The organism is Rhodococcus olei (assembly GCF_039540555.1).
Taxonomy (GTDB): domain Bacteria; phylum Actinomycetota; class Actinomycetes; order Mycobacteriales; family Mycobacteriaceae; genus Rhodococcus_G; species Rhodococcus_G olei.
Genome location: NZ_BAABFB010000017.1, coordinates 86,111 through 111,484, shown reverse-complemented (window position 1 = coordinate 111,484; position 25,374 = coordinate 86,111). Strand labels below are relative to the sequence as shown.

Below are 25,374 nucleotides of genomic sequence, written 5' to 3'. Positions count from 1 at the left end.
CTGTCAGGCCTCCAGAACGTCGAGGCCGGGCAGCGTCTTGCCCTCGAGGTACTCGAGGGAGGCGCCGCCACCGGTGGAGATGTGCGAGAAGCCGTCCTCCGGCAGGCCCAGCAGCCGCACGGCGGCCGCGGAGTCGCCACCGCCGACGACGCTGAACGCGCCCTTGCCGGTGGCCGCGATGATCGCCTCGGCGACACCCTTGGTGCCTGCGGAGAACTTCTCGAACTCGAACACGCCCATCGGGCCGTTCCAGAACACCGTCTTGGCGCCGGACAGGATCGCCGCGAAGCGCTCCACCGACTCCGGTCCGATGTCCAGACCCATCCAGCCGTCCGGGATCTCGAGCACCGACACCGTCCGGGACTCCGCGTCGGCGGAGAACGAGTCGGCGATCACCACGTCCTGCGGGATGTGGATCACGTCGGCGTACCGGTCGAGCAGCGACTTGCAGGTCTCGATCATCGACTCCTCGCACAGCGAGTTGCCCACCGAAACTCCCTGCGCGGCAAGGAAGGTGTAGTACATGCCGCCGCCGATGACGAGGGTGTCCGCGCGCTGCGCGAGCGCCTCGATCACGGCCAGCTTGTCGGAGACCTTCGAGCCGCCGAGCACGACCGCGTACGGCTTCTCGGAGTCCTGCGTCAGCTTCTGCAGGACCTCGACCTCCGTCGCGACGAGGGTGCCTGCGTAGTGCGGCAGCAGCATCGCCACGTCGTAGACGGACGCCTGCTTGCGGTGCACGACCCCGAACCCGTCGGAGACGAACGCCCCACCCATGTCGGTCAGCTCGACGAGCGCCTTGGCGAGCGCGAGCCGCTCCGCGTCGTCCTTGCTGGTTTCGCGCGGATCGAACCGGATGTTCTCGAGCAGCAGCACGTCACCGTCGGTCAGGCCCTCGGCACGCGCCAGTGCGTCCTGGCCGACGACGTCGCCGGCGAGCTGGACGTTGCGGCCGAGCACCTCACCGAGCTTCGCGGCGACCGGCGCCAGCGACAGCGCCGGATCCGGCTCGCCCTTCGGGCGGCCCAGGTGCGCCATCACGATGACCTTGGCGCCGGCCTCGGCGAGCGCCGAGATGGTCGGCGCCGAGGCGATGATCCGACCCGGGTCGGTGATCGTGTCGCCGTCCAGCGGGACGTTGAGGTCCGAACGCACCAGCACGGCGCGGCCCGCGACCCCCTCGTCCAGCAGGTCCTTCAGCGTCTTGACTGCCACCGCTATCAGAGGGACTTCGAGACGAGACCGATGAGGTCCGCGAGACGGTTCGAGTAGCCCCACTCGTTGTCGTACCAGGAGACGATCTTGACCTGGTCGTCGATCACCTTGGTCAGGCCCGCGTCGAAGATCGACGAGTGCGGGTCGGTGACGATGTCGGAGGAGACGATCGGGGCCTCGGTGTACTTCAGGATGCCCTTGAGGGTGCCCTCGGCGGCCGCCTTCATCGCGGCGTTGATCTCCTCGACGGTGGCCTTCTTCGCCAGGTTGGCGGTCAGGTCGGTGACCGAACCCGTCGGGATCGGCACGCGCAGGGCGTAGCCGTCCAGCTTGCCGAGCAGCTGCGGGAGCACCAGGCCGATGGCCTTGGCGGCGCCGGTGCCGGTCGGGACGACGTTCAGCGCGGCGGCGCGGGCGCGACGCAGGTCGCTGTGCGGGCCGTCCTGCAGGTTCTGGTCCTGGGTGTAGGCGTGGACCGTGGTCATCAGGCCCTTGACGATGCCGAACTCGTCGTCGAGCACCTTGGCGATCGGGCCGAGGCAGTTCGTGGTGCACGAGGCGTTCGAGATGATGTTCTGGCTGCCGTCGTACTTGTCGTCGTTGACACCCATCACGATGGTGATGTCCTCACCCTTGGCGGGCGCGGAGATGATGACCTTCTTGGCGCCGGCCTCGAGGTGACCCTTGGCCTTGGCGGCGTCGGTGAAGATGCCGGTGGACTCGACGACGACGTCGACACCCAGCTCGCCCCAGGGCAGCTCGTTCAGCGGGCCGCGGTGCGCGAGGGCCTTGATCTTCTGGTCGCCGACGACGATGGTGTCGTCGCCCTCGAGCGAGACGTCGTGCGGCAGCCGGCCGAGGATCGAGTCGTACTTGAGCAGGTGTGCGAGGGTCGCGTTGTCGGTCAGGTCGTTGACCGCCACGATCTCGATGTCGGTGGTGCCGAGCGCCTTCTGCGCATCGACCGCCCTGAAGAAGTTACGTCCGATACGACCGAAGCCGTTCACGCCTACCCGGACAGTCACAATTCGCTCCTTTTCGACCATTCTCGTGTGCATGGATCAGATGTGTGCCCCAGCCTAGTGGGCGGGCCCGGGGACCCCCACATCTCCCCCACCGGCCGGGACCTCGAGGTGCAGCGGCGGCGCCGACCGCCCGCCCGCCCGGCTCAGGCCTCGTCGAGCAGCTCCGCGGTGACCGCGGACTCGGTGTCCGGGATCCCGGTCTCCTTCGCCTTGCGGTCGGCCATCGACAGCAGTCGCCGGATCCGGCCCGCGACCGCGTCCTTCGTCATCGGCGGGTCCGCGAGCTGTCCGAGTTCCTCGAGCGACGCCTGCCGGTGCTGCACGCGCAGACTGCCTGCCGCGGCGAGGTGGTCGGGCACCTCGTCGCCGAGGATCTCGAGTGCCCGCTCCACCCGGGCCGCGGCCGCGACCGCGGCCCGCGCGGACCGGCGCAGGTTGGCGTCGTCGAAGTTGGCGAGCCGGTTCGCGGTCGCCCGCACCTCCCTGCGCATCCGGCGTTCCTCCCAGGTCAACCGCGTGTCCTGGGCACCCATCCGGGTCAGCAGTGCGCCGATCGCGTCGCCGTCGCGCACGACCACCCGGTCGGCGCCGCGCACCTCGCGGGCCTTCGCCGCCACACCGAGACGGCGGGCCGCTCCGACGAGCGCGAGCGCCGCCTCCGGACCGGGGCAGCTGATCTCGAGCGCCGAGGACCGGCCCGGTTCCGTCAGCGATCCGTGCGCGAGGAACGCCCCCCGCCACGCGGCCTCCGAGTCGACGACGCTGCCACCGACGACCTGCGCCGGCAGTCCCCGCACGGGCCGGCCGCGCAGGTCCAGCAGTCCGGTCTGACGGGCGAGGGCCTCGCCGTCCTTCGAGACGCGGACGATGTAGCGGGCACTCTTGCGGAGTCCGCCCGCACCGAGGACGTGCACGTCCGCGCCGTAGCCGTAGAGGTCGTGGATCTCGCCGCGCAGGCGGCGGGCCGTGGAGCCGAGGTCGACCTCGGCTTCGACGACGACCCGGCCGGCCACGATGTGCAGGCCGCCGGCGAACCGCAGCAACGACGACACCTCTGCCCTGCGTGCGGACACCTGGGTCACGACGAGCCGACTCAGCTCGTCCTTGACCTCCGCTGTCATTGCCACGAAGTGGGCTCCCTTCCCGTGTGTGACGATTCCGGCGTCACGGACGCGATGCGGTCGATCGCGGCCGCGAGCTTGCCGGGGTGGTGGGTGGCGGTTCCGGTCCGCGCGACGTCGGCGTACCCGACCGTGGCGCCGAGGCGGGCGGCGGCGCGACACAGGTGGTCGCGTTCGCGTCCCTCAGGGACCGAATCCGAGTCGACCAGGACGTCGTCGACGCGCAGGTCGGGCGCGTGCTGCGCGAGGACGTGCAGGTGTCGTTCGGCGGAGAACCCCGCCGTCTCCCCCGGCTCCGGCGCCAGGTTCAGGATCAGTGCCTTGCGCGCGGAGGTGTTCTGGAGGGCGGCCGCGAGGTCCGGCACCAGCGCGTGCGGGATGACGCTCGTGAACCACGACCCGGGACCGAGCAGCACCAGGTCGGCACGTTCGATCGCGGCGACCGCGTCGGGGGTGGCCGGCGGATCCGGCGGCAGCAACCGCACCCGGCGCACCTGCCCGGGGGTCGTCGCGACGGCGACCTGCCCGCGGATCGTCCGGCACACCCGCGGGTCGGCTTCGAGTCCGGCGACGTCCGCCTCGATCGCCAGCGGTATCGGCGACATCGGCAGCACCCGGCCACGGATGCGCAGCACGCGGGCCACCTCGTCGAGGGCACTGACCGTGTCCCCGAGCACCTCGGTGAGTCCGGCCAGGATCAGGTTGCCGACCGTGTGCCCGGCGAGCGCGCCGGTCCCGCCGAAACGGTGCTGCAGAGTCGTCGTCCACGTCTTCACGTCCGCGTCCTCCGCGGCGAGCGCGGCCAGTGCCATCCGGAGGTCACCCGGCGGGATGACACCCAGTTCGGCCCGCAACCGGCCCGACGATCCCCCGTCGTCGGCAACGGTGACGACCGCGGTGACGTCGTCACTGAGCCGGCGCGCCGCGCTCAGCGTCGCGTACAGCCCGTGTCCGCCGCCGAGAGCGACGATCGACGGTCCCCGACCGTCGCTGTCCTGCACTGACATTCCCGCCTCCGACCGCGGCGCGGTTCGTCCCGGCTCCGACTGCGACTGCGACTGCGACGCTGTCATTCGCGCCCTAGGTCGCGGTGCACGATCTTGACCGTGATCCCGGTGTCCGCCTCGAGCCGGGCCGCGAGGGCCTCCGTCATCGCGACGCTCCGATGTTTGCCACCGGTGCATCCGACCGCGATCGTCATGTAGCGCTTGCCCTCCCGGCGGTAGCCGTCCGTCGTCAACTCGACGACGTGGTGATACGTGTCGAGGTAGTCCTGCGCGCCCTCCTGGGAGAGGACGTAGTCGCGTACCGGCGCCTCGCGCCCGGTGTGGTCCCGCAGCCCCGGAATCCAGTGCGGGTTGGGCAGAAACCGTACGTCGCAGACCAGGTCCGCGTCCATCGGCAGCCCGTACTTGAAGCCGAACGACTCCACCGTCACCGCCACCGACGGCACCGAGCCGCCACCGAACGCGTCCTCGACGCGGTGCCGCAGTTCGTGCACCGACAGCGACGAGGTGTCGATCACCAGGTCCGCGTCGGCCCGGACCGCGGCCAGTCGCGCCCGCTCGGCGGCGATGCCCTCGATCAGGGTGCCGTCGCTGCCCTCACCCTGCAGTGGGTGGCTGCGCCGGTTCTGCTCGAACCGCCGCACCAGCACCGGGTCGGCGGCGTCGAGGAACAACACCCGCGTCTGCGGCGCCTTCTCCTCGACCTCCGTGACGACGGTGGCGAGGTCGCCACTGAACCGTCGGCTGCGCATGTCGATGACGACGGCCAGTTTCGGGATCCGCGACGACTCCTCCGATCCCAGGTCCACCATCCGGGTGATCAGCTCCGGCGGCAGGTTGTCGGCGACGTACCAGCCGAGGTCCTCGAGGACCTTCGCCGCGGTGCTGAGGCCGGCGCCCGACAGTCCGGTCACCAGCGCGACCTCGATGTCCGGCTGGACGTCAGCGCGTTCGGTCACCAGGCGCCCGCCTTCCTCGACTCGATTGCATCCGATTCGGCCCCATCATCCCCCATGCGGACCGAATCGTCGGTTTCATCGGCCTGGGTGTCCTCGGTGCGGCCCGCCGCGGTCCCTTCGGCGAGGGCCGCGAGCACGGCCCGAGCCGTCGCGACCCCGATCCCCGGCACCGCGGTGATCTCCTCGACCGTCGCCTGCTTCAGCTTCGCGACCGACCCGAAATGGGTGACGAGCGCCGTGCGCCTCGTCTCCCCCAGGCCCTTGACCGAGTCCAGCGCGGACGCGGTCATCCGGCGGGAGCGTTTGCTGCGGTGGAAGGTGATCGCGAACCGGTGCGCCTCGTCGCGGACCCGCTGCAACAGGTACAGCGCGTCGCTCGTGCGCGGCAGGATCACCGGGTCGTCCTCGCCCGGCACCCACACCTCCTCGAGCCGCTTGGCGAGACCGACGACCGCGACGTCGGTGACGCCGAGTTCGTCGAGGACCGCCGCCGCGGCGGTCACCTGCGGCTTCCCGCCGTCGACGACGAACAGGTTCGGGGGGTACGCGAACCGTCGCGGCCGGCCGGTCTGCGGGTCCAGTGCCGCCGCCTGCGCCGGATCCCCGCCGTTCGACACGGCAGCGACGTCCGCGTCGCCCGACTCCCCCCGATCCGCGTCGCCCGGCTGCCGCCCCGCGTCCTGGGCGTGCCGCAGGAACCGGCGCCGGGTGACCTCCGCGATCGACGCGACGTCGTCGGAGCGACCCTCCCCCGCCGCCTCCTTGATCGCGTAGTGCCGGTAGTCGGACTTGCGCGGCAGACCGTCCTCGAACACCACCAGCGAGGCCACCACGTCGGTGCCCTGCACGTGACTGATGTCGATGCACTCGATGCGGAGCGGCGCCTCGTCCAGGTCGAGGGCCTCCTGGATGCCCTGCAACGCCGCCGACCGGGACGTCAGATCCCCGGCCCGCTTGAGCTTGTGTTGGGCGAGGGCCTCTTTCGCGTTGCGTTCGACGGTCTCGGCGAGGGTCTTCTTGTCCCCGCGCTGCGGCACCCGCAGCGACACCGCCGAGCCGCGCAGTCCGCTGAGCCACTGCTGCAGGTCGGCCGCGCCGTCCGGCAGCACCGGCACCAGCACCTCGCGCGGCACGACGGTGCCGCGGTCGGCCTGCAGCCCCGGCTGATCGGCCATCGCAGCCTGTTCGCCGTAGAACTGGGTCAGGAACTGCTCGACCAGATCGGCGGTGCCACCGTCTCCGGAGTGTTCGACCACCCAGCCGCGCTGGCCGCGCACGCGGCCGCCGCGCACGTGGAACACCTGTACCGACACCTCGAGTTCGTCGGCCGCGAACGCGACGACGTCGGCATCGGTGCCGTCCCCGAGGACGACGGCCTGCTTCTCGAGGGCCTTGCGCAACGCACCGAGGTCGTCGCGCAGGCGGGCGGCGCTCTCGAAGTCGAGGTCGTCGGAGGCGCGTTGCATGCGGGCCTCGAGTTCGCGGACCAGCTTGTCGGTGCGGCCGGCGAGGAAGTCGCAGAAGTCCTCGACGATCAGCCGGTGCTCGGCGGCGCTGACCCGGCCCACGCACGGGGCGGAGCACTTGTCGATGTAGCCGAGCAGGCAGGGGCGGCCGATCTGGTTGTGCCGCTTGAACACCCCGGCCGAACAGGTACGGGCCGGGAACACCCGCAGCAGCAGGTCGAGGGTCTCGCGGATCGCCCAGGCATGCGAGTAGGGGCCGAAGTAGCGGACCCCCTTGCGCCGCGGTCCGCGGTACACGAACAGCCGCGGATACTCCTCGTTCAGCGTGACGGCCAGGACGGGGTAGGTCTTGTCGTCGCGGTAGCGGACGTTGAACCGCGGGTCGAACTCCTTGATCCAGTTGTACTCGAGCTGGAGGGCCTCGACCTCCGTGCCGACCACCGTCCACTCGACGCTGCCGGCCGTGGTGACCATCTGCCGGGTCCGCGGATGCAGCGACGCGACGTCCGCGAAGTACGAGTTCAGCCTGCTGCGCAGACTCTTCGCCTTGCCGACGTAGACGACCCGGCCGTGCGGATCGCGGAACTTGTACACGCCCGGTTCCGTCGGAATGGTTCCGGTGGCGGGACGGTAGGTGGCGGGATCGGGCACCCCACCAGGCTAGTCGCCCCCACCGACCGGTCCGCCGGGAGCAGCGTCGCGGGTTGCCCGCACTGTTAGCGTGGGTGTGGCGCGGCACACATGGACCACTGGCGAGGTGATCGCGGTGCGGACGGGCGGGGCGGGACGGGCGGCGGCGGCCGCGATGTCGGTGACGCTGGCGCTGGCCGCGGGATGTGCGACCGATCCCGGGTCCGGCCCGGCCGCGGCATGTTCCGTCGCACCCAACGGCACCCCGATCACGACGGCGCCCACCGCACCGGGGGGCCGCGACATCGCCACCGCCCCGGAGATCCCCACCGGCTACCGCACCGGGATGACGCCGGTGCGCACGGCGACGTACGCCGCCGCCACCGCCAACCCGGTGGCCACCGAGGCCGCGTGCCGGGTGCTCGCCGACGGCGGGTCCGCGGCGGACGCCCTGATCGTCGCGCAGACGGTGCTCGGCCTGGTCGAGCCGCAGTCCTCCGGCATCGGCGGCGGCACCTTCCTGCTGTACCGGGACGGTGCGACGGGGTCCGTACAGGCCTACGACGGCCGCGAGACCGCCCCGGCCGCCGCCACCGCCGACTATCTGCGCCGCATCTCGCCCGCCGACCCCGCGCCGCCCGCACCCTCCGCCCGGACCAGCGGGCGCTCGATCGGGGTGCCCGGGGTGCTACGGATGCTCCAGTCGGCGCACACCGAGCACGGCCGGATGCCCTGGGACGAGTTGTTCGATCCGGCGATCCGGCTGGCCGACAACGGGTTCGAGATCAGCCCACGGATGGCGGCCGCGATCGCCGACGCCGCCGCCGACCTCGCCCGCGACGAGCAGGCCCGCGACTACTTCCTGCGCCCGGACGGGAGCGCGAAACCGGAGGGCACCGTGCTGGTCAATCCGGCGATGGCGAAGACGCTCGGCGCGGTGGCGAGCGAGGGCGCCGACGCCTTCTACACCGGTGCCGTCGCCGAGGACGTCGTGGCGGCCACCGCCGACACCTCGGGCGGGCGCACGGCGGGAGCGCTGAGCACCGCCGACCTGGCCGGCTATCGCGCGATCGAGCGCACCCCGGTGTGCACCGGCTACCGCGACCGCGAGGTCTGCGGGATGCCGCCGCCGTCGTCGGGCGGGATCGCGGTGGCCGCGACGCTCGGCATGCTGACCGGCACAGACCTGGCCGCGCTTCCCCCACGCGACGTCGATGCCGACGGCGGGGTCCCGGACCCGCGGGCCGTGCACCTGATCAGCGAGGCGGAGCGTCTCGCCTACGCCGACCGCGACGCCTACGTCGCCGACACCGACTTCGTGCCGCTGCCGGGCGGCTCACCGGACGCGCTGGTCGATCCCGGCTATCTGGCGGGGCGGGCGGCGCTGATCGACCCCGGCCACAGCATGGGCACCGCGCGGCCGGGCGAGTTCGCCCCGGCCGCCGCGCGACCCGGCGAGGAGCACGGGACCAGTCAGATCACCGTCGCGGACCGGTACGGCGACGTCGCCTCGATGACCACGTCCATCGAGTCGGCGTTCGGCTCGTTCCACATGGTCGACGGGTTCCTGCTCAACAACCAGCTCACCGACTTCTCCGCGGAGCCGGCCGCGCCGGACGGCACGCCGGTGGCCAATCGCGTCGAGCCCGGCAAGCGCCCGCGCAGTTCGATGGCCCCGACGCTGGTGTTCGAACGGAACCCCGACGGTGGCCGCGGCGCGCCGGTGCTCGCCACCGGTTCGCCCGGCGGCGCGGTGATCATCCAGTTCGTGGTCAAGACCCTGGTCGCGCTCCTCGACTGGGGCCTCGATCCGCAGCAGGCGGTGTCGCTGGTCGACTTCGGCGCGGCCAATACGCCGCGCACCAACGTCGGCGGCGAACACCCCGGCATCGACGGCGCCGACAACGGCGCCCACGATCCGCTGGTGCAGGCGCTGACCGCGCTCGGACACCAGGTGTCCACCGCGCCGCAGTCCAGCGGGCTGAGCGTGTTGCTGCGCGGCACCGACGGCTGGATCGGCGGGGCCGATCCGCGCCGCGAGGGCGCGGTGACCGGCGACCTGCGGTGAGTGGTCAGCCGGCGGTGCCGGAGTCGCCGTGCGCGTACCGCGACTCCAGAGCGCGGAACCTGCGCACCGCGTCGACGGCGTGGCCGCGGTCGTTGGCCTGGATCGCCATCACCGGGATGTACTCGTCGTCGGGCAGTTCGATGCGCGCCCAGGCGGCGCCGTCCGGGAAGGACAGCCCCTGGACGAGGTCCCAGTCGACGCGCCGCTCGCCGAACGCGTTGCGCACGAGCACGCCGTCCGCGTTCGCCCGCAGCCGCGGCCGGGTCAGCAGCAGGACGCCGCCGGCGAGGGCGATGCCGATGCCGATCATCGAGAGCTGATCGACGAGCCGGAAGTACACGCCCGTCGGGGTGTTCCGCAGCAGCACGCCGAGCACCACGAACAGCGCGACGCAGACGACCGCCACGCCGATCGCGTACCGGGCGGACTTGTGCGAACGGACGTCCAGCTCCCAGGCGGTCACCGCCCGGCCGCCCGCTCACGCAGCGTCTTGAGGGTGACGGCGGTGTCGATCGCCGCCGCGCACGCCTGCCCGCCCTTGTCCTCCACCGAACCCGGCAGGCCGGAGCGGTCCCGGGCCTGCTGTTCGGTGTCGGTGGTCAGGACACCGTTCGCGACGGGGGTGCCCTCGTCGAGCGACACCCGGGTCAGCCCGTAGGTGACGGCGTCGCACACGTACTCGAAATGCGGTGTGCCGCCGCGGATCACGACACCGAGCGCGACGACGGCGTCGTGGGTGCGTGCCAGCTGCTGCGCGACGACCGGCAGTTCGATCGCGCCGGCGACCCGAACGAGCGTGACGTCGTCGATCTGCGCCTGCTTGGCCACCCGCTTCGCCCCGGCGATCAGCGCCTCCGAGATCTCGGGATGCCACGATCCGGCGACGACCGCGAGCGAGAGGTCCTTCGCCTGACCGAGTTGCAGGTCGGGCAGTCCTTCGCCGCTCACACCGCACCGCCCTTCTCGAACTCGTCCAGACCCGCCAGATCGTGACCCATCCGATCCCGCTTCGTCCGCAGATACGTCAGGTTCTCCGCATTCGCCCGCAACGGCATCGGCACCCGCTCGAGAATCTGCAAGCCGTACCCGTCCAGACCCACCCGCTTCGCCGGATTGTTCGTCAACAACCGCATCGACGTCACACCCAGATCCACCAGGATCTGCGCACCGATCCCGTAATCCCGGGCATCCGCGGGCAACCCCAACTCCAGATTCGCATCCACGGTGTCCGACCCCGCGTCCTGCAACTGGTACGCCTGCAGCTTGTGCATCAGACCGATACCGCGGCCCTCGTGACCACGCATGTACAGCACCACACCACGACCCTCGGCCGCGACCATCTCCAACGCCGCGTCCAACTGCGGACCACAGTCGCACCGCAACGACCCGAACACGTCCCCGGTCAGGCACTCCGAATGCACCCGCACCAACACATCCGAACCGTCCCCGTCCGGACCCGCCAGATCCCCCCGCACCAGCGCCACGTGCTCGACCTCGTCGTACACGCTCTGATACCCGACGGCCTTGAAATCGCCGTGCGGGGTCGGGATCCGCGCCTCCGCGACCCGCACCACATGCTTCTCGTGCTTGCGCCGCCACGCGATCAGGTCCGCGATCGAGATCATCGCCAGATTGTGATCGTCCGCGAACACCCGCAGCTCGTCGGTCTGGGCCATGTGACCCTCGTCCTTCTGGCTGACGATCTCGCAGATCACACCCGCCGGACGCAGGTCCGCCATGCGCGCCAGGTCCACCGCCGCCTCGGTGTGCCCCGGCCTGCGCAACACGCCCCCCTCCTTCGCCCGCAGCGGCACCACGTGACCCGGACGGGTGAAATCGGCCGCCCCGGTCTCCGGGTCCGCCAACAGCCGCATCGTCGCGGCCCGGTCGGACGCCGAGATCCCCGTCCCGATGCCCTCCTTCGCGTCCACCGTCACCGTGTACGCCGTGCCGTGCTTGTCCTGGTTGGACGAATACATCGGCGGCAACCCGAGCCGGTCACAGTCCTCACCCGCCAACGGCACACACAGATACCCCGAGGTGTACCGGACCATGAATGCCACCAGCTCCGGCGTCGCCTTCTCGGCCGCGAAGATCAGGTCACCCTCGTTCTCCCGGTCCTCGTCGTCGACCACGACGACCGCCTTGCCTGCCGCGATATCGGCGACTGCGCGCTCGATACTGTCGAACCTGGTCACGTGCTGCGCTCCATCAGTCTTGAATGTCCGTACACCCACGAGGTGCACCTCAACAGTACGACCCCACGATTGTGAGGCCGCCACCCTGCCCTACCGGACGGCACCCACGGGGCCTACCGGCCCGCGTTCTGCAGTCGCTCCACGTACTTGGCGATCACGTCGACCTCGAGGTTGACGAGGGTGCCCGGGGTCGCGGTGCCGAGCACGGTCAGCGCGAGGGTGGTCGGGATCAGCGAGATCTCGAACCACTCCTGCTCCCCCTCGCCGCCGAGCGCCGACACGGTCAGCGAGACGCCGTCGACCGTGATCGACCCCTTCTCCACGACGTACCGCGAGATCGAGGCGGGCAGGGAGATCCGCACGACCTCCCAGTTCTCCGACGGCGACCGGCTGACGATCGTGCCGGTGCCGTCGACGTGACCCTGCACCAGGTGTCCGCCGAGCCGGCTGTTCAGCGCCGCGGCACGTTCGAGGTTCACCTTGCTGCCGACCTGGAGGTTGCCCAGGCTCGACCGGTCGAGCGTCTCGGCCATCACGTCGGCGGTGAAGCTGTCACCGTCGACGACGTCGACGACGGTCAGGCAGACACCGTTGACGGCGATCGAGTCGCCGTGCCCGGCGTCGGAGGTGACCAGCGGACCGCGGACCGTGAAGCGGGCCGCGTCGGCCAGGTCCTCCTTGGCGACGATCTCGCCCAGTTCTTCGACGATGCCGGTGAACACTGTCTCTTCTCTCCTCTGTCGGGTGGTTCTTCGATGATCAGGATCGGACGGGGACCAGGTTCAGCAGCAGGTCGGGTCCGACGGTGTCGACCGATTCCCGCTCGAACCGCAGTGCGTCGGCGATGGTGCCGACACCAGCATCCTCCACCGCGGCGGCGCCCGCGCCGAGGAGTACCGGTGAGAGGAACGCCTGGACGCGGTCGATCAATCCCGCCGCGAGGAAGGCCCCGGCCAGGCGCGGGCCGCCTTCGAGCAGGACGTCGGGGCGGTCGGCCAGAGCGGCGACCACCTCGTGCGGGTCGCGGGTGCGCAGCACCAGGGTCTCGGCGGCGTCGTCGAGGATCCGGGCGGACGCCGGGATCTCGCGCTCGCCGACGACGACGCGCAGCGGCTGGCGCGCCGCGAGGGTGCCGTCGGGGCGGCGGGCCGTCAGCCACGGGTCGTCGGCGAGGACGGTGCCGGTGCCGACGACGATCGCGTCCAGTTTCGCCCGCTCGGCGTGCACCCGGGCCCGGGCCTCGGGGCCGGTGATCCACTGGCTGGTGCCGTCGGCGGCGGCGCTGCGCCCGTCGAGACTCGCCGCGAACTTCCAGGTCACGTGGGCGCGGCCGGCGCGCTGCCGATGCAGCCACGCCCGCAGCGGACCCCGTTCGACGAGATCTGCGCCGACGCCCGCGACGACGTCGACCCCGGCCGTGCGCAGCGTCTCGGCGCCGCCGGCGGCCGACGGGTTGGGGTCGCCGACCGCGTACACGACACGGGCGATCCCGGCCTCGAGCAACGCCAGCGCGCACGGTCCGGTGCGGCCGACGTGGTTGCACGGCTCGAGGGTGACGACCGCGGTGCCGCCCCGGGCTCGGGGGCCGGCGGCGCGCAGCGCCAGCACCTCGGCGTGCGGCCCACCGACCGGGCTGGTGGCGCCGATGCCGGCGATCGCGCCGTCCGCGTCGAGGATCACGGCGCCCACCGGCGGGTTCGGGCTGGTGGTGCCGCGGACCCGCTCGGCGGCGTCGACCGCCATCCGCAGCGCGGTCAGCTCCTGTGCCGTGTCCGGCACGTCACACGGCCAGGGTCAGGTGCGGCGACACCGCCGCGGCCTGCGCGCGGAGCTTGCGCACCGCCTCGGCGGGGTCGGCGGCACCGTAGACGGCGGAGCCGGCGACGAAGCAGTCGACGCCGGCCTCGGCGGCGGCCTCGACGGTGTCGGTGTTGATGCCGCCGTCGATCTCGACGATCAGGGTCAGCTCACCGGAGTCGACGAGCTTGCGGACGGCGCGCGCCTTGCTGAGCACGTCCGGGATGAAGGACTGGCCGCCGAAGCCGGGCTCCACGCTCATCACGAGCAGCGTGTCGAACTCCTTCAGGATCTCGAGATACGGCTCGATCGGGGTGCCCGGCTTGACCGACAGGCCCGCCTTCGCGCCGGCCGCGCGGATGTCGCGCGCGACGGAGATCGGGTCGTCGGTCGCCTCCGCGTGGATCGTGACGTTGTACGCGCCTGCCTCCGCGTACGGCGGCGCCCAGCGACCCGGGTTCTCGATCATCAGGTGGCAGTCGAGCGGGATGTCGGTCGCCTTCAGCAGCGACTCCACGACCGGCAGCCCCAGTGTCAGGTTCGGAACGAAGTGCGCGTCCATCACGTCCACGTGCAGCCAGTCGGAGCCGGCCACGGCGGCGGCCTCGTCGGCGAGTCGAGCGAAATCGGCGGACAGAATGGACGGAGCGATCATCGGGTGAGCCACACCCGCGAGTTTAGAGGGTGCCCGAGGTGCCCCGACCGAGGCTGGCCTGCAGTCGCTTCGGTGCCTTCCGGCGCCACGACTCGGTCAGCAGTTCGGCGAGCTGGTCGCGCTCGACCCGCTCGAGGTCCACCAGGATCGCACCGTGTCCGTCGTAGTGCGGGGTCGTGTAGAAGGCCGGGTCACCCGACGCGAGCAGAGCCTGCTTCTCGTCGAGCCCGCACATCAGCACCAGCCCGCCCTCCGCCTCCGTGCGCAGCCTCGCGAAGCCCTTTCCCGCGACCTTCAGCGCGGGGGTCCGGTACCAGGTCGATTCCTCGACTTCCGGCAGCCGGCTCGCGACCGCGACGACGTCCTTCCAGGTGTGCACGAGTCGAGTGTGCGCCGACCCGTCCAAGTCCGCCTTGGACGAACGGGAAGCCGGTACCGACCCGTCCGCTGCGGTCGGCCTCCCCGGCACCACCCACCGGTCGTCATCGTCGTTCGGGCGGCCCGGTGCCGGGTGACGTCTCCGGCCCCGCCTCGATCGGTCCGACGACGAGGATGTAGGTGCTGATCAGCAGGACCCACGTCGGGAACGCCAGGGTGGCCCACAGGCTGAGACTGACGACCAGCAGCAGGGCGAGGGCGACCAGATACGTGACGGCCACCATCACCCGCGGCATGACGCCGGTACGCCACCAGATCGTCGCGAGCGAGATCATGAACACCGCCGCCATGCGGACGGCGTACACGTTGCCGATCTGCAGCATCACCTCGCGACCGAACGACACCACCGGGTCCGTATCCGTGTCGATGTGCCGGGAATAGGCCAGCACCGCGCCCGCCGTCGCCGACGACGCGAAGAACAACGCGAGGAACAGCAGGCCGCTGCCCAGGACCACGGTCGCGAAGAACCGGTCCTCGAGATCACCGAGCCGGTCCCGGACCACGCCGACGAACCACAGGAACGCGATCCCCGCCAGCGGCGCCAGGACCAGGGCCGTGGTGATGCGCGACTGGCCGCGCCACGGCGCGAACGGATTGTCCGGCAACGACACCCGCAACAACACCAGGCTGGTCCCGAACAGCACCGCGAACACGATGCCGGCGACGGCCGCGGCTCTCGGCGTCGTCAGCGGACGCAGGCGCGGTGCGCCCCGTCGGTCGGACATACCTCGATGATGACCCACGCCGGGGCTTCGCATCCACCGAAACGTGCAGACGACGCGACGGTCGCCGTCGGATGATGGAAGGGCGTGGACGGGAGGCAGCCATGAAGCGCGACATCCACGGCGACGCGCGGCCGAACGCCGGCAGCGTCGCTCGCGACCACCTCGCCAACGAACGCACCTACCTGGCGTGGCACCGCACCGGGATCAGCGTGGCGGCACTCGGTGTGGCGGTCGCGAAGTTCGCCCCCGATCGGGGTGGCCACGCGGTGGCCGCCGGGCTGATCCTGGTCGCCGCGGGCGTCCTCGTCTCCGCGTACGGGACCTACCGGTACCGAACGATCGGCAGGCTGCTCGACGCGGGGGTGTACGCCCCCGCGTCCTTCGGTGCGATCGCGGCCGCCAGCGTCGTGACCGTGCTCGCCCTGCTCGCCGTTCTGGTGCTGGTCTGACCGCTCGCGGCTGCTGGTCTGACCGCTCGCGGCGCGAGGTCAGTCCGGCTTGCGCAGCGCCGCCATGAACATCGCGTCGGTGCCGTGCCGGTGCGGCCACAGCTGCACCCCGGGTCCGTCGCCGAGGTCCGGGACGCCGGGCACGAATTCGCGGGTGTCGAGGGGCTGGACGCCGTGCCTGCGCACCGCGTCCGCGACGACGGCGACGGTCTCCGACAGGTGCGGCGAGCAGGTCGAGTACAGCACGACCCCACCGGGCCGGAGCAGGGAGATCGCGGAGGCGAGCAGTTCCCGTTGCAGCGCGACGAGCCCGGTGACGTCCTCGGGCCGGCGGCGCCACCGCGCCTCGGGGCGGCGCCGCAACGCACCGAGCCCGGTGCAGGGGGCGTCGACGAGGATCCGGTCGAAGCCGGGTTCCAGTCCGGGGTCGCGGCCGTCGGCGACATGCACGTCGACGGGCAGGCCGCGGGTGGTCTTGCGGACCAGGTCGGCGCGATGCGCGGCGGGTTCGACGGCGTCGACGCGGGCGCCCTCGATGTCGGCGAGCGCGCCGAGCAGTGCCGCCTTGCCGCCGGGTCCGGCGCACAGGTCGAGCCAGCGGCCGCCGTCGGCGCCGGTGACGGGGGCCAGGGTCAGCGCGCGGGCGACGAGCTGGCTGCCCTCGTCCTGCACCGCGGCGAGCCCCTCGCGGACGGCGTCGAGTTTGCCGGGGTCGCCGCCGTCGAGGTGCACCGCGTACGGCGAGTACGGGCCGACCTCGCCGCCGGTGATCAGCGCGAGTTCCTCCGCGGAGATCTCCCCCGGACGCGCGACCAGATGCACCGCCGGGCGGGCGTCGTCCGCGGCGAGGACCTGTTCGAGTTCCCCGGCGCCTGCGCCGAGGGCGTCCGCGAACGCCTGCGCGATCCAGAGCGGGTGCGCGTATCGGAACGCGAGGTGCCCGATCGGGTCGCGGGAGGCGTCGGGGGCGAGTTCGGCAACCCACTCGTCCTCGGTCCGCTCGGCAACACGACGCAGTACCGCGTTGACGAATCCCGCTCGGCCCCCACCGAATTCGGTGCGCACCAGGTCGACGGAGGTGTCCACCGCGGCGTGCGGCGAGATCCTGGTCCGCAGCAACTGGTAGGCACCCAGGCGCAGCACGTCGAGGAGCGGGCCGTCGATCTCGTCGACGGGCCGGCCCGCACCGGAGGCGATCACCGCGTCGAGCAGTCCCTGCGCGCGGCACGCGCCGTAGGTGAGTTCCGTGGCCAACGCGGCGTCGCGGCCGTCGAGGCCGCGTTCGCGCAGCAGGGCGGGCAGGACCAGGTTCGCGTAGGCGTCGCGCTCGCGGACCGCGCGCAGCACGTCACGGGCCGCGAGCCGGGCCCGGTCGACGCCGGCGCCGTCGGGCCGCTTCGGTTGCCGCGGGCGGGTGTTGGGCCGCTTGGAGTCTCGGCCTGCGGCACCGGCGCGGGCGGTACCCGCATCCGGACGCGGGCCGCCACGGTGGCCGCGCGAGGGTCGACGGGACTCGGTCACTGTGCACGCACCTCGTGGTCGAGGCGCGCCCCGCGCGCCCAGTCTGCTGCCGCCATGAGTTTCTTCCCCTGGGGCTGAACCTGACTCAGCCGGACCGCGGCGGTCGCGGTGCCGACGTAGCAGCCGTCCTTGCGGACCAGCAACTGTCCGGGTTCGAGCGGCTCCGGCAGCACGCCGTCGCCGACCGGGGTGACCGGCCCGACCTTCAGGCGCAGGTCCCCGACCTGCGTCCACGCGCCGGGCGCGGGGGTCACCGACCGAACGAGCCGGTCGATCACCTGCGCCGGGTGGTCCCAGCGGATCCGCGCCGACTCGACGGTGACCTTCGGGGCATGCGAGATCCCGTCGAGCGACTGCGGCACCGCGGTCAGCGCGCCGTCCTCGATGCCGTCGAGCACCGATTCGAGCAGCACGGCCCCGCTGTCGGCGAGCCTGCCGAGGAGGGTGCCCGCGGTGTCCGTGCCCTGGACCCGTTCCGTGGTGACGCCGAACACCGGCCCGGTGTCGAGGCCCTCCTCGAGTTGGAAGACGCTGGCGCCGGTCATGTCGTCGCCGGCGGCGACCGCGGCCTGCACCGGCGCCGCGCCGCGCCATGCGGGCAGCAGCGAGAAGTGCAGGTTCACCCAGCCGTGTTTCGGCACGTCGAGCACCGGACGCGGCAGCAGCGCCCCGTACGCGACCACCGGGGCACAGTCCGGCGCGATCTCCCGTAGCCGGGCCAGGAAGTCGGGGTCGGACGCGCGAGTGGGCGTGAGCACCTCGATGCGGTGTTCGTCGGCCAGGGCGCCGACGGGCGAGCGGGAGACCTTGCGACCGCGGCCCGCGACGGCGTCGGGGCGGGTGACCACCGCGACGACCTCGTGCCGCGGCGAGGCGAGCAGCCGGGCCAGGGACGGCACGGCGGGGTCCGGGGTGCCGGCGAAGACGATCCGCATGTCAGCGACCTCCCGCGGCGACACCGGCGCCGAACCAGTCCGATTCCCGGATCGTGCGCATCGCCTCCTTGCGGTCGGCCGGCGCCATCCGGGACAGGAACAGCACGCCGTCGAGATGGTCGGTCTCGTGCTGGACGCACCGGGCCATGATCTCGGCGCACTCGAACGCGACCGGCTCGCCGTGCACGTCCACACCGCGCACCCGCACGTTCATCGCCCGCCCGATATCGGCACGCACACCCGGAATGGACAGGCAGCCCTCGGGGCCGATCTGCTCCTCGGTTCCGACGACCTCGTACGTCGGGTTCACCAGGTGCCCGGCCATCCCGCCGCACTCGTAGGCGAAGACCCGCAGCGACACCCCGATCTGCGGAGCCGCGATCCCGGCTCCGCCGCTGTCGCGCATCGTGTCGGTCAGGTCGGCCACCAGCTGCTCCAGCTCGCGGTCGAAGGTGACCACCTCGTCCGCTCGGGTCCGCAGGACGGGATCGCCGAACAGGCGAACGGGCTGGATGGTCACGAGGCGGCTCCGGCTTTCGATGGGTGAATGCGGGTGCCCGCGGTCGCCGCGGGTCGGTGCACGAACAGTCTGTCGGTTCACGAACAGTCTAGGGAAGCCGACGTGCCACCCCGCCCGGACCCGCCCGCGTGAATCGTCGGCGAACACGGCGCGGCGGTCCCACACCTCGGCCGGGTCCCGGTGTTGACTGGCACGTGTTGTTCGACCGGCGGTGCGCGGGACTCGAATCGCGGCCGTCGGCCCGAGAGAAGTCACGCACACACCTGGAGGTTTGCATGGCCGGCACCGACAACAAACTGATCAAGGCCTGGGAGGGCAAGTCCGTCGAGGAGATCGCCAAGGCGCCGGTCACGGCGCTGCAGGGCGTCAGCGACGGCGACGCCGAGAAGCTCGCCGCGGCGTTCAACATCAAGACGGTCGGCGACCTCGGCACCAACAAGTTCTTCCTGTGGGCCCAGGCCTTCACCAAGCTCGCCGAGTAGACGCGGGGCCTCAGCGCCCGACCATCCCGATCATCCCCGTCCCGAGCGGCACCGGTGTGCACGCGGGGGCGGGGATGTTCGCGTCGCCGGTGTCCGGGTCGGTGGTGCCCGGGTCGAGGGCCTGCATCACCAGCCCGAGGGTGAACGGGTCGTAGACCATGTTCATGTGCCCGGTCATGTCCTGCGGGCACCGGTCCTGGACCAGGACGTTCGTCGCACCCGGGCCGTGCAGGGCGACGTTCGTCCAGGGCTGGATCATCTCGTCGTATCGGGTCCCGATCGTCGTGTACCGCACCCCGGCGACCGTGTCGCCGCCGCCGTTGAGGTCGGCGAGGAAGTCCGAGCCCTGGGCCTGTTGGGCCACCGCGGTCGTCGTGAACAGACTCACCACGTCCCGACCCCCGGGCACCGCGTCGGCGGCCGGGACCAGCCCGTAGAAGATTCCGCCGTAGCTCGGCGAGGCCACCCCCACCCACCGGTCCACGACGGCCGCGCCGCCGAGCTTGTTGACGAAGTACCGGGTCACCGTCGCACCCTGTGAGAAGCCGACGAGGTCCACCTTCGCCGCGCCGGTCCCGGCGCGGACCCGATGCACGAAATCCGCGATCTGACCGGCGCTGAGGTACATGTCCTCGGTGCCGAACGTCGTCGATCCCGGTGTGCCGCCGTAGTTCACCGCGAAGACGCAGTATGCGGCGGCCTTCAGCCGCGGTGCGAGGTCGGCCCAGTCGGAGTACGCGTTGGAGTCACTGCCGTGCGCGAGCACCACCGGGTTCGGGTGGTCCGCGGTCGGCCGGCAGGTGAAGTCGTTGGCACCGGGCGGGACGCTGCCCGGGTGGGCGTCGCCGTAGTCGGCGGCGGCCGCATGGGTGGCCTGCGGCGGGCCGGGCAGCATCGGCGTCTCGGCGACGGAGGCGGTGCCGACCGTGGACATCCTGGCGGTGCCGACCGGGGACACCCTGGCGGTGGCGACCGTCGACGACCCGGCGCCACCGGGACCGGGCGCCGCTCCCACGGTGCCCGCGGCGGGTCCGGCCAGCAGCGTCAACGATGCCGCCCCCACCAGCGCGATCCTCCTGATCCCCATCCCCGCCTCTTCGATTTCTCCGGTGCGCAGGCGTCCATCATCGCGCAAATTCGGGCGCGCACGCGGTGTTCTGTCACTCCGCCCTGTTCGCGTCGTCCGCGCGGTCGGTGGCGATGGGCTCGTCGGCGAGTATCCGATAGATCGACCGTCGCGCGGAGGTGAGCACCTCACCGGCGGCCGCGGCCTGTTCCGGGGTGCCCACGGCCGCGACCTGGCGGACCGCACCGGTCAGCTGGGTGAGCAGGGCCCGCAGTTCCTGTTCCGGCCTGCCGACGGCGGCGCGGACCTCGTCCCAGGGGTTGCCGAGTTCGTCGCGGTGTTCGTCGACGTAGGCCGCTCCGGCCTCGGTGAGGCGGGCGGTCTTGCGGCCGGCGATCTTCTCGATCAGCACCAGCCCCTCGTCCTCGAGTTGCGCGAGCGCCGGGTAGATCGAGCCGGGGCTGGGCCGCCAGACCCCGTCGCTCCGCTCGGCGATCTGCTGGATCAGCTCGTAGCCGTGCATCGGGTTCTCGCCGAGCAGCAGCAGGACGGCGGCCCGGACGTCACCGCGCCGCCCGCGTCCCCCGCGCCCGCGACCTCGTCCGAGGTGCGGCCCGCCCCGATGACCCGGCCCGAGGTCCGGCCCGAAGTCCGGCCCGAATCCTTCCCGCCTGCGGTCGCGCCCGACCCGCCCGGGCCGTCGCGCTCCGCGTCCGTGTGCTCGCTGGTGGTTGTCCATTCGAATTCCTCTGATCTCTCGTCAGCCTCCTGTGGCTGATCCAATCGATGACAGTTCAACGATATATCGGCAATAGGTCTACGACACCACCGTCGAGACATCTGAGGTCTGATCTCTGCTAGGGTCGCCGAGACGACGGGAGTGGAGATGAACGCGACACTGGGCCGCGGCCCGCTGGTCCCCCAGCTCGAGAGGCTGCTGCGGGACCGCATCGCGACGGGCACCTGGACCGCCGGGCAGCGCCTGCCGCGGGAGGCCGATCTGGCGGCCGAACTCGGCGTCGGACGCTCCTCGTTGCGCGAGGCCATCCGGTTGCTCGTCCACGACGGGGTGCTCGACGTGCGTCACGGCGTCGGCACGTTCGTCGCCGAGGCCGCTCCGGCCCCCGACGTCGAGACCGTGCTCCGCCGCGCCCGGCTGCTGGAGGTCTTCGAGGTCCGCCGCGCACTCGAGGTCGAGGCGGCGCGTCTGGCCGCCGCGCGCGCCCGCCCCGACGCGCTCGACCCACTGCGCGAGGCCCTCCGGGAGCGAGATCACCGCCGGGGCGGTGATCTCGCCGAGTTCGTCGCGGCCGACCTGGATTTCCACGCCGCGGTCGTGGCGCTGTCGGGCAACCCGATCCTGGTGTCGCTGTTCGCCTCCGTGCGCCCCCAGCTGCACGCAGCGCTCGTCGAACTGGAGCGGCACGAGAGAGAACTGCCCGACACCTCCGCCGCACACGACGCGCTGCTGCACGCCGTCGAGGCCGGGGACTCCGACGCCGCGATCGCGGCCACCACCGCGAACATCGACGTGGTGATCGCGGCGCTGCGCCCGGAGGCGGACCGGTGAGCGCGCCGATCCTGCGGACCGACTCGGTGTCGGTGGTGCGCTCCGGCCGGGCCCTGATCGCGGACGTCTCGGTGTCGATCGAGCCGGGCCAGCACTGGGTGTTCCTGGGCCCCAACGGCGCGGGCAAGAGCACCCTGCTCGGTCTGCTCGGCGCCCACACCCACCCGACGACCGGCACCGTCGAGGTGCTGGGGCACCGCCTCGGCCGGGTGGACATGCGCGCGCTGCGCTCGTCGATCGGCCACGTGAACCCACGTCACCCGCTGGACTACCCGCTGCGGGTGCGGGAGGTGGTGCTGACCGGACAGCCGGGCACGGTCGACCTGCCACCGCGGTGGACGCCCGACCCGGAACACCTGGAGCGGGCCGCGGCGCTGATCGACGCGTTCGGCATGACCGCGCGCGCCGAGGCCCGCTGGGACACCCTCTCCCAGGGCGAGCGGGGCCGGGCCCTGATCGCCCGCGCGCTGATGCCCGAGCCACGGCTGCTGCTGCTCGACGAGCCGGCCACCGGCCTCGACCTGACCGCGCGCGAGCAGCTGCTCATCGCGCTCGACCAGGTCCGCCGGGACCATCCCACGCTCGCGAGTGTGCTGGTCACCCACCACATCGAGGAGATCCCGGCGTCCACGACCCACGCGATCCTGCTCCGCGACGGTCGCGTGCTCGCGCAGGGCGCGGCCGAGTCGGTGCTGTCCACCGACAACGTCAGCGAGTGTTTCGCGCACCCGATCCGGATCACCCGCGACGGCGGCCGGTGGAGCGCCCGCACGGCGATGCCCGTCTGACCGGACCGTCACCACGGCACTCACCGCCGCCCGCACCAGCCGATATCTCATATTCGAGATACCCTCGGTGCCATGTCGACCGAGTCTCGCCGCACCCCGCCTCCGGGCCTCGACCAGCGACGCCGCGACCTGATGGACGAGCTGAGCGCGGCCCGCCGCGCACACGGCCTGAGCCAGACCGCGATCGCGGCGCGCATGGGCACGTCGCAGTCCGCGGTCGCACGGCTCGAACGTGGCGACCTCGACCCGCGGCTGTCCACCCTCGAGCGGTACGCGGCCGCGGTGGACCGCACGGTCGACTGGCACGTCCGCCCGCACAGCACGATCAGTGAAACCGGTGAGTCCCCATGACCATCTGGCCGCCCCCGCAGATTCCTCCGTTCCCGCCGGTGCGCACCCCGTGGCGCACGGAGCCGCGGCCGTCCGCCCCGGCCCCGATGTCCACGCAGGTCGCCGCCGCGCCCGGCCCACTGGCCGACCGCCTCCTCGACCACCGCATCATCGCCCTGACCGGGAACCTCGACCGGGACGCGTCGGGGCGCACGGTCGCCGCCCTCGCCCTGCTCGACGCGTCCGGTGACCAACCCGTCCGGCTCCGGCTGACCGACGTCGCCGCCGACCTCGACACCGCGTTCACCGTCCTGGACGCACTCGACCTGATGCGGGCCGAGATCCATGTCACCTGCCTCGGCACGGTGGCCGGCGGCGCCCTCGCCGTCCTTGTGCCCGCGCGACACCGGATCGCGTCCCCGCACAGCCTCTTCCACCTGTGCGAGCCCGACGCCGTGTGCATCGGGGTCGGGATCGAGGCGGAGGCGGCCCGGCACCGCGACCGGATGCGGACGCTGACGGCTCGGATCGCGGACACCTGCGGGCGCCCGGAGTCCGACGTCGCCGCCGACATGCGAGCACACCGCATCCTGACCGCCGACGAGGCGCGGGACTACGGCCTGATCGACACCGTCACCGGCGCGCACCCGGCCTGACCCGCGCCGTCACCCGCCCCGCGCCACCGGTCCCGGTCACTCACCGGTGTCGGTCAGCGCCGCCTGCACCCGTTCCGTGTCCGCCCGCGTCCAGCCGTCGGTGGGCAGGATCTGCGCCCACATCTGCGCGGCCTCCGGGCCGTAGGCGTGGCCGTGCCCGGCGGGCACGTCGGCGGAGAACACCATGTCGAGCGTGACCTGCCAGAAGGTGACCAGCGGCAGCCACCGCATGTCCGGGTCGACGTCCCGGCCCCGCGGCTCGGTGAGCCAGTCGGGTTCGTTCAGCAGCAGCGAGGGTGACCACCACACGATCGGGTCGCTGGCGTGCTGCCAGTACACGATCCGGCGCGGGCCCCATTCGGTGCCGAGATCGAGATCCACCGGGTCGGCCGCGAACCGCACGGACCGGCCGGCGTCGACCACGGGCCGGATCTCGCTCGATCCGGGGTCCCGGTCGGCCGTCACCTCCTGCCACTGCGGCGTGAAGTTCGGAGTCCCCACCCACAGGCCGCCGTCGACGCGGGTGGCCATGTCCTGGTAGCCGGCGAACGCGTTCTGCCCGCCGTACGAGCCGAGGCTCTCGCCGAACACGACCAGCTTCGGCCGGCTGTCGGTCGGCAGGTCGATCCAGCGGGCGAAGACCGCGTTGAACAACGCCCGGCCCGCGACCTGCGGGGTCTCGCGATCGGCGATGAAGGCCAGCGGACTCGGCAGGAACGAGTACTGCATCGACGCGATCGCGGTGTCACCGCCCTCGAGGTACTCCAACGAGGAGGCGACGTCCTGGTTCACCCACCCGCGGCCGGTCGTCGTGTTGACGGCGAGCACCTTGCGCTCCCACGCGTGGGTGCGATCCAGTTCCGCGACCACCTCGTCCGCGACGCCGGCGACGGTGTCGGCGGCCTCGCGGCCGGCGTAGACGCGAATCGGCTCGATCGCCGGGCGGCCGGTCACCGCGGTGATCGCGGCGGCGTCGGGCCCCATTCCGACGAACGTCCGCCCCTCCTTCCCGAGCGTGTCCCAGGCCTGCGCGGACGCCGGAGATCCGCTGCGCTCGGGCGCGGTCGGCGCCACCACGCCGGGCGCCGTGTCGTGGTCCGCACCCGAGAAGGTCCAGTTCGCGAACGCGACGAGCCCGTTGTAGAGGGCGCCGTTGACGAGCAGCACGCCGAGCACCACCGCGATCACCAGCCCGGTGACGTTCGCGGCGGGCCGGGGCACGAACCGGCCCACGAACGCGCTGACGCGGCGGGTGCCGGACCGGATGCCGCGCGCCGCCGCGAGGAGGACGAACCACACCGCAACCGCGATGGCGAACACCAGCAGCACGTTCGCCTCATTGGTCTGCTCGACCGACACCAGATCGCGAATGTGGTTCTGCCACACCGCCCCGAGCACCAGGAACACCGGCACCAGGACGGCGGCCGCGACCCCCAGCAGCCACCAGCCGATCCGCCGGGTGCGGGCCGACCAACGCGGCGTGACGCCACACGAGCGGACCAGCCAGGCACCGGCACAGCCGAGGCCGTAGCCCAGCGCGACCGAGATCCCGGTCGCGACTCCCTGCAGGTACCAGACCCGCGGGAGCAGAGAGGGACTCATCGACCAGGTGAAGAACAGGAGCGCCGTCGCGAGCCCCACGGGGTGGAGCCGACGGGCGTAGCCCCGCAGCCGTACTCGCAGCCGCCTGGTGTCCGTCGTGGTCGGGGTCGGGGCGCTCGGGTCGTCGCGCTCGAGGACTGCCGTCATGGAT

General features: G+C 72.1%; 27 protein-coding genes. 7 read left to right on the top strand and 20 right to left on the bottom strand.

The window, feature by feature from the left end; translation table 11 throughout:
• Window positions 1-3: 3 nt before the first annotated feature.
• The 6 genes from ABD951_RS02860 to uvrC all read right to left on the bottom strand — a co-directional run bounded on the left by ABD951_RS02860 (window position 4) and on the right by uvrC (window position 7,444).
• Window positions 4-1,215: a phosphoglycerate kinase gene (locus ABD951_RS02860; RefSeq protein ID WP_345341921.1), complete on the bottom strand. Its 1,212-nt coding sequence runs from the start codon at window positions 1,213-1,215 to the stop codon at window positions 4-6.
• A gap of 5 nt (window positions 1,216-1,220) precedes the next feature.
• Window positions 1,221-2,240, bottom strand: a complete 1,020-nt coding sequence (gene gap / locus ABD951_RS02855; protein WP_345341919.1) for a type I glyceraldehyde-3-phosphate dehydrogenase — start codon at window positions 2,238-2,240, stop codon at window positions 1,221-1,223.
• Window positions 2,241-2,383: 143 nt separating this feature from the next.
• Window positions 2,384-3,367, bottom strand: a complete 984-nt coding sequence (gene whiA, locus ABD951_RS02850; RefSeq protein ID WP_345341917.1) for a DNA-binding protein WhiA — start codon at window positions 3,365-3,367, stop codon at window positions 2,384-2,386.
• Entirely contained in the window at window positions 3,358-4,368 is a 1,011-nt protein-coding gene (locus ABD951_RS02845; protein ID WP_345341915.1) for a gluconeogenesis factor YvcK family protein, read from the bottom strand. Before ABD951_RS02845 ends, whiA begins: the two co-directional genes overlap by 10 nt.
• A gap of 62 nt (window positions 4,369-4,430) precedes the next feature.
• The gene (gene rapZ / locus ABD951_RS02840) at window positions 4,431-5,330 is read right to left on the bottom strand and encodes an RNase adapter RapZ (protein WP_425569761.1); all 900 of its coding nucleotides are present in this window, start codon (window positions 5,328-5,330) and stop codon (window positions 4,431-4,433) included.
• Entirely contained in the window at window positions 5,324-7,444 is a 2,121-nt protein-coding gene (uvrC, locus tag ABD951_RS02835) for an excinuclease ABC subunit UvrC (protein ID WP_345341911.1), read from the bottom strand. The genes rapZ and uvrC overlap by 7 nt, the downstream gene beginning before the upstream one ends.
• A gap of 154 nt (window positions 7,445-7,598) precedes the next feature.
• Here uvrC and ABD951_RS02830 point away from each other — a divergent pair, with 154 nt between their 5' ends.
• On the top strand, window positions 7,599-9,491 hold the full coding sequence (locus ABD951_RS02830) for a gamma-glutamyltransferase family protein (protein WP_345342017.1): 1,893 nt from the start codon (window positions 7,599-7,601) through the stop codon (window positions 9,489-9,491).
• Between the two features lie 4 nt (window positions 9,492-9,495).
• Here ABD951_RS02830 and ABD951_RS02825 read toward each other — a convergent pair whose 3' ends face one another.
• The 8 genes from ABD951_RS02825 to ABD951_RS02790 all read right to left on the bottom strand — a co-directional run bounded on the left by ABD951_RS02825 (window position 9,496) and on the right by ABD951_RS02790 (window position 15,304).
• On the bottom strand, window positions 9,496-9,954 hold the full coding sequence (locus ABD951_RS02825) for a PH domain-containing protein (RefSeq protein ID WP_345341909.1): 459 nt from the start codon (window positions 9,952-9,954) through the stop codon (window positions 9,496-9,498).
• The gene (gene ribH / locus ABD951_RS02820) at window positions 9,951-10,439 is read right to left on the bottom strand and encodes a 6,7-dimethyl-8-ribityllumazine synthase (protein ID WP_345341907.1); all 489 of its coding nucleotides are present in this window, start codon (window positions 10,437-10,439) and stop codon (window positions 9,951-9,953) included. The genes ABD951_RS02825 and ribH overlap by 4 nt, the downstream gene beginning before the upstream one ends.
• The gene (locus ABD951_RS02815) at window positions 10,436-11,689 is read right to left on the bottom strand and encodes a bifunctional 3,4-dihydroxy-2-butanone-4-phosphate synthase/GTP cyclohydrolase II (protein WP_345341905.1); all 1,254 of its coding nucleotides are present in this window, start codon (window positions 11,687-11,689) and stop codon (window positions 10,436-10,438) included. Before ABD951_RS02815 ends, ribH begins: the two co-directional genes overlap by 4 nt.
• 113 nt (window positions 11,690-11,802) lie before the next feature.
• On the bottom strand, window positions 11,803-12,411 hold the full coding sequence (locus ABD951_RS02810; protein WP_345341903.1) for a riboflavin synthase: 609 nt from the start codon (window positions 12,409-12,411) through the stop codon (window positions 11,803-11,805).
• Window positions 12,412-12,448: 37 nt separating this feature from the next.
• Complete coding sequence (gene ribD, locus ABD951_RS02805) at window positions 12,449-13,468, bottom strand: bifunctional diaminohydroxyphosphoribosylaminopyrimidine deaminase/5-amino-6-(5-phosphoribosylamino)uracil reductase RibD (protein WP_345341901.1); 1,020 nt, start codon at window positions 13,466-13,468, stop codon at window positions 12,449-12,451.
• Between the two features lies 1 nt (window position 13,469).
• On the bottom strand, window positions 13,470-14,153 hold the full coding sequence (gene rpe / locus ABD951_RS02800) for a ribulose-phosphate 3-epimerase (protein WP_345341899.1): 684 nt from the start codon (window positions 14,151-14,153) through the stop codon (window positions 13,470-13,472).
• A gap of 10 nt (window positions 14,154-14,163) precedes the next feature.
• Entirely contained in the window at window positions 14,164-14,520 is a 357-nt protein-coding gene (locus ABD951_RS02795; protein ID WP_345341897.1) for an MmcQ/YjbR family DNA-binding protein, read from the bottom strand.
• Between the two features lie 103 nt (window positions 14,521-14,623).
• A complete protein-coding gene (locus ABD951_RS02790; protein WP_345341895.1) occupies window positions 14,624-15,304 on the bottom strand; it encodes a hypothetical protein in 681 nt (226 codons plus the stop codon).
• Window positions 15,305-15,405: 101 nt separating this feature from the next.
• Here ABD951_RS02790 and ABD951_RS02785 point away from each other — a divergent pair, with 101 nt between their 5' ends.
• A complete protein-coding gene (locus ABD951_RS02785; protein ID WP_345341893.1) occupies window positions 15,406-15,753 on the top strand; it encodes a YidH family protein in 348 nt (115 codons plus the stop codon).
• Between the two features lie 39 nt (window positions 15,754-15,792).
• Here the strand turns inward: ABD951_RS02785 and ABD951_RS02780 are convergent, their stop codons facing one another.
• Genes ABD951_RS02780 through def form a run of 3 tightly spaced genes read right to left on the bottom strand, consistent with a single transcriptional unit; the run spans window position 15,793 to window position 18,729 of the window.
• Window positions 15,793-17,274 carry an RsmB/NOP family class I SAM-dependent RNA methyltransferase gene (locus ABD951_RS02780; RefSeq protein ID WP_345341891.1) on the bottom strand — a complete coding sequence of 494 codons (1,482 nt, stop codon included), beginning with the start codon at window positions 17,272-17,274 and terminating at the stop codon, window positions 15,793-15,795.
• Window positions 17,271-18,209, bottom strand: coding sequence for a methionyl-tRNA formyltransferase (gene fmt / locus ABD951_RS02775; RefSeq protein ID WP_345341889.1), 939 nt, complete (start codon window positions 18,207-18,209; stop codon window positions 17,271-17,273). The genes ABD951_RS02780 and fmt overlap by 4 nt, the downstream gene beginning before the upstream one ends.
• A 1-nt stretch (window position 18,210) precedes the next feature.
• Window positions 18,211-18,729: a peptide deformylase gene (gene def / locus ABD951_RS02770; protein WP_345341887.1), complete on the bottom strand. Its 519-nt coding sequence runs from the start codon at window positions 18,727-18,729 to the stop codon at window positions 18,211-18,213.
• 275 nt (window positions 18,730-19,004) lie between these two features.
• On the opposite strand from def, the gene ABD951_RS02765 reads away from it, so the two are divergent.
• Window positions 19,005-19,211 (top strand): hypothetical protein, encoded by a 207-nt coding sequence (locus ABD951_RS02765; protein WP_345341885.1) that lies wholly within the window; start codon window positions 19,005-19,007, stop codon window positions 19,209-19,211.
• Window positions 19,212-19,221: 10 nt separating this feature from the next.
• On the opposite strand, the gene ABD951_RS02760 is transcribed toward ABD951_RS02765, so the two are convergent.
• Both ABD951_RS02760 and ABD951_RS02755 read right to left on the bottom strand, forming a co-directional pair.
• The gene (locus ABD951_RS02760; RefSeq protein WP_425569760.1) at window positions 19,222-20,145 is read right to left on the bottom strand and encodes an esterase/lipase family protein; all 924 of its coding nucleotides are present in this window, start codon (window positions 20,143-20,145) and stop codon (window positions 19,222-19,224) included.
• A gap of 226 nt (window positions 20,146-20,371) precedes the next feature.
• A complete protein-coding gene (locus ABD951_RS02755) occupies window positions 20,372-21,016 on the bottom strand; it encodes a PadR family transcriptional regulator (RefSeq protein ID WP_345341883.1) in 645 nt (214 codons plus the stop codon).
• 147 nt (window positions 21,017-21,163) lie between these two features.
• On the opposite strand from ABD951_RS02755, the gene ABD951_RS02750 reads away from it, so the two are divergent.
• The 4 genes from ABD951_RS02750 to ABD951_RS02735 all read left to right on the top strand — a co-directional run bounded on the left by ABD951_RS02750 (window position 21,164) and on the right by ABD951_RS02735 (window position 23,621).
• Window positions 21,164-21,847, top strand: coding sequence for a FadR/GntR family transcriptional regulator (locus tag ABD951_RS02750; protein WP_345341881.1), 684 nt, complete (start codon window positions 21,164-21,166; stop codon window positions 21,845-21,847).
• Window positions 21,844-22,635 (top strand): ABC transporter ATP-binding protein, encoded by a 792-nt coding sequence (locus ABD951_RS02745; RefSeq protein ID WP_345341879.1) that lies wholly within the window; start codon window positions 21,844-21,846, stop codon window positions 22,633-22,635. Before ABD951_RS02750 ends, ABD951_RS02745 begins: the two co-directional genes overlap by 4 nt.
• A 72-nt stretch (window positions 22,636-22,707) precedes the next feature.
• Window positions 22,708-22,986, top strand: coding sequence for a helix-turn-helix domain-containing protein (locus ABD951_RS02740; RefSeq protein ID WP_345341876.1), 279 nt, complete (start codon window positions 22,708-22,710; stop codon window positions 22,984-22,986).
• Window positions 22,983-23,621 carry an ATP-dependent Clp protease proteolytic subunit gene (locus ABD951_RS02735; RefSeq protein ID WP_345341874.1) on the top strand — a complete coding sequence of 213 codons (639 nt, stop codon included), beginning with the start codon at window positions 22,983-22,985 and terminating at the stop codon, window positions 23,619-23,621. The genes ABD951_RS02740 and ABD951_RS02735 overlap by 4 nt, the downstream gene beginning before the upstream one ends.
• A 36-nt stretch (window positions 23,622-23,657) precedes the next feature.
• Here the strand turns inward: ABD951_RS02735 and ABD951_RS02730 are convergent, their stop codons facing one another.
• On the bottom strand, window positions 23,658-25,370 hold the full coding sequence (locus ABD951_RS02730; protein WP_345341872.1) for an alpha/beta hydrolase: 1,713 nt from the start codon (window positions 25,368-25,370) through the stop codon (window positions 23,658-23,660).
• Between the last annotated feature and the right edge of the window lie 4 nt (window positions 25,371-25,374).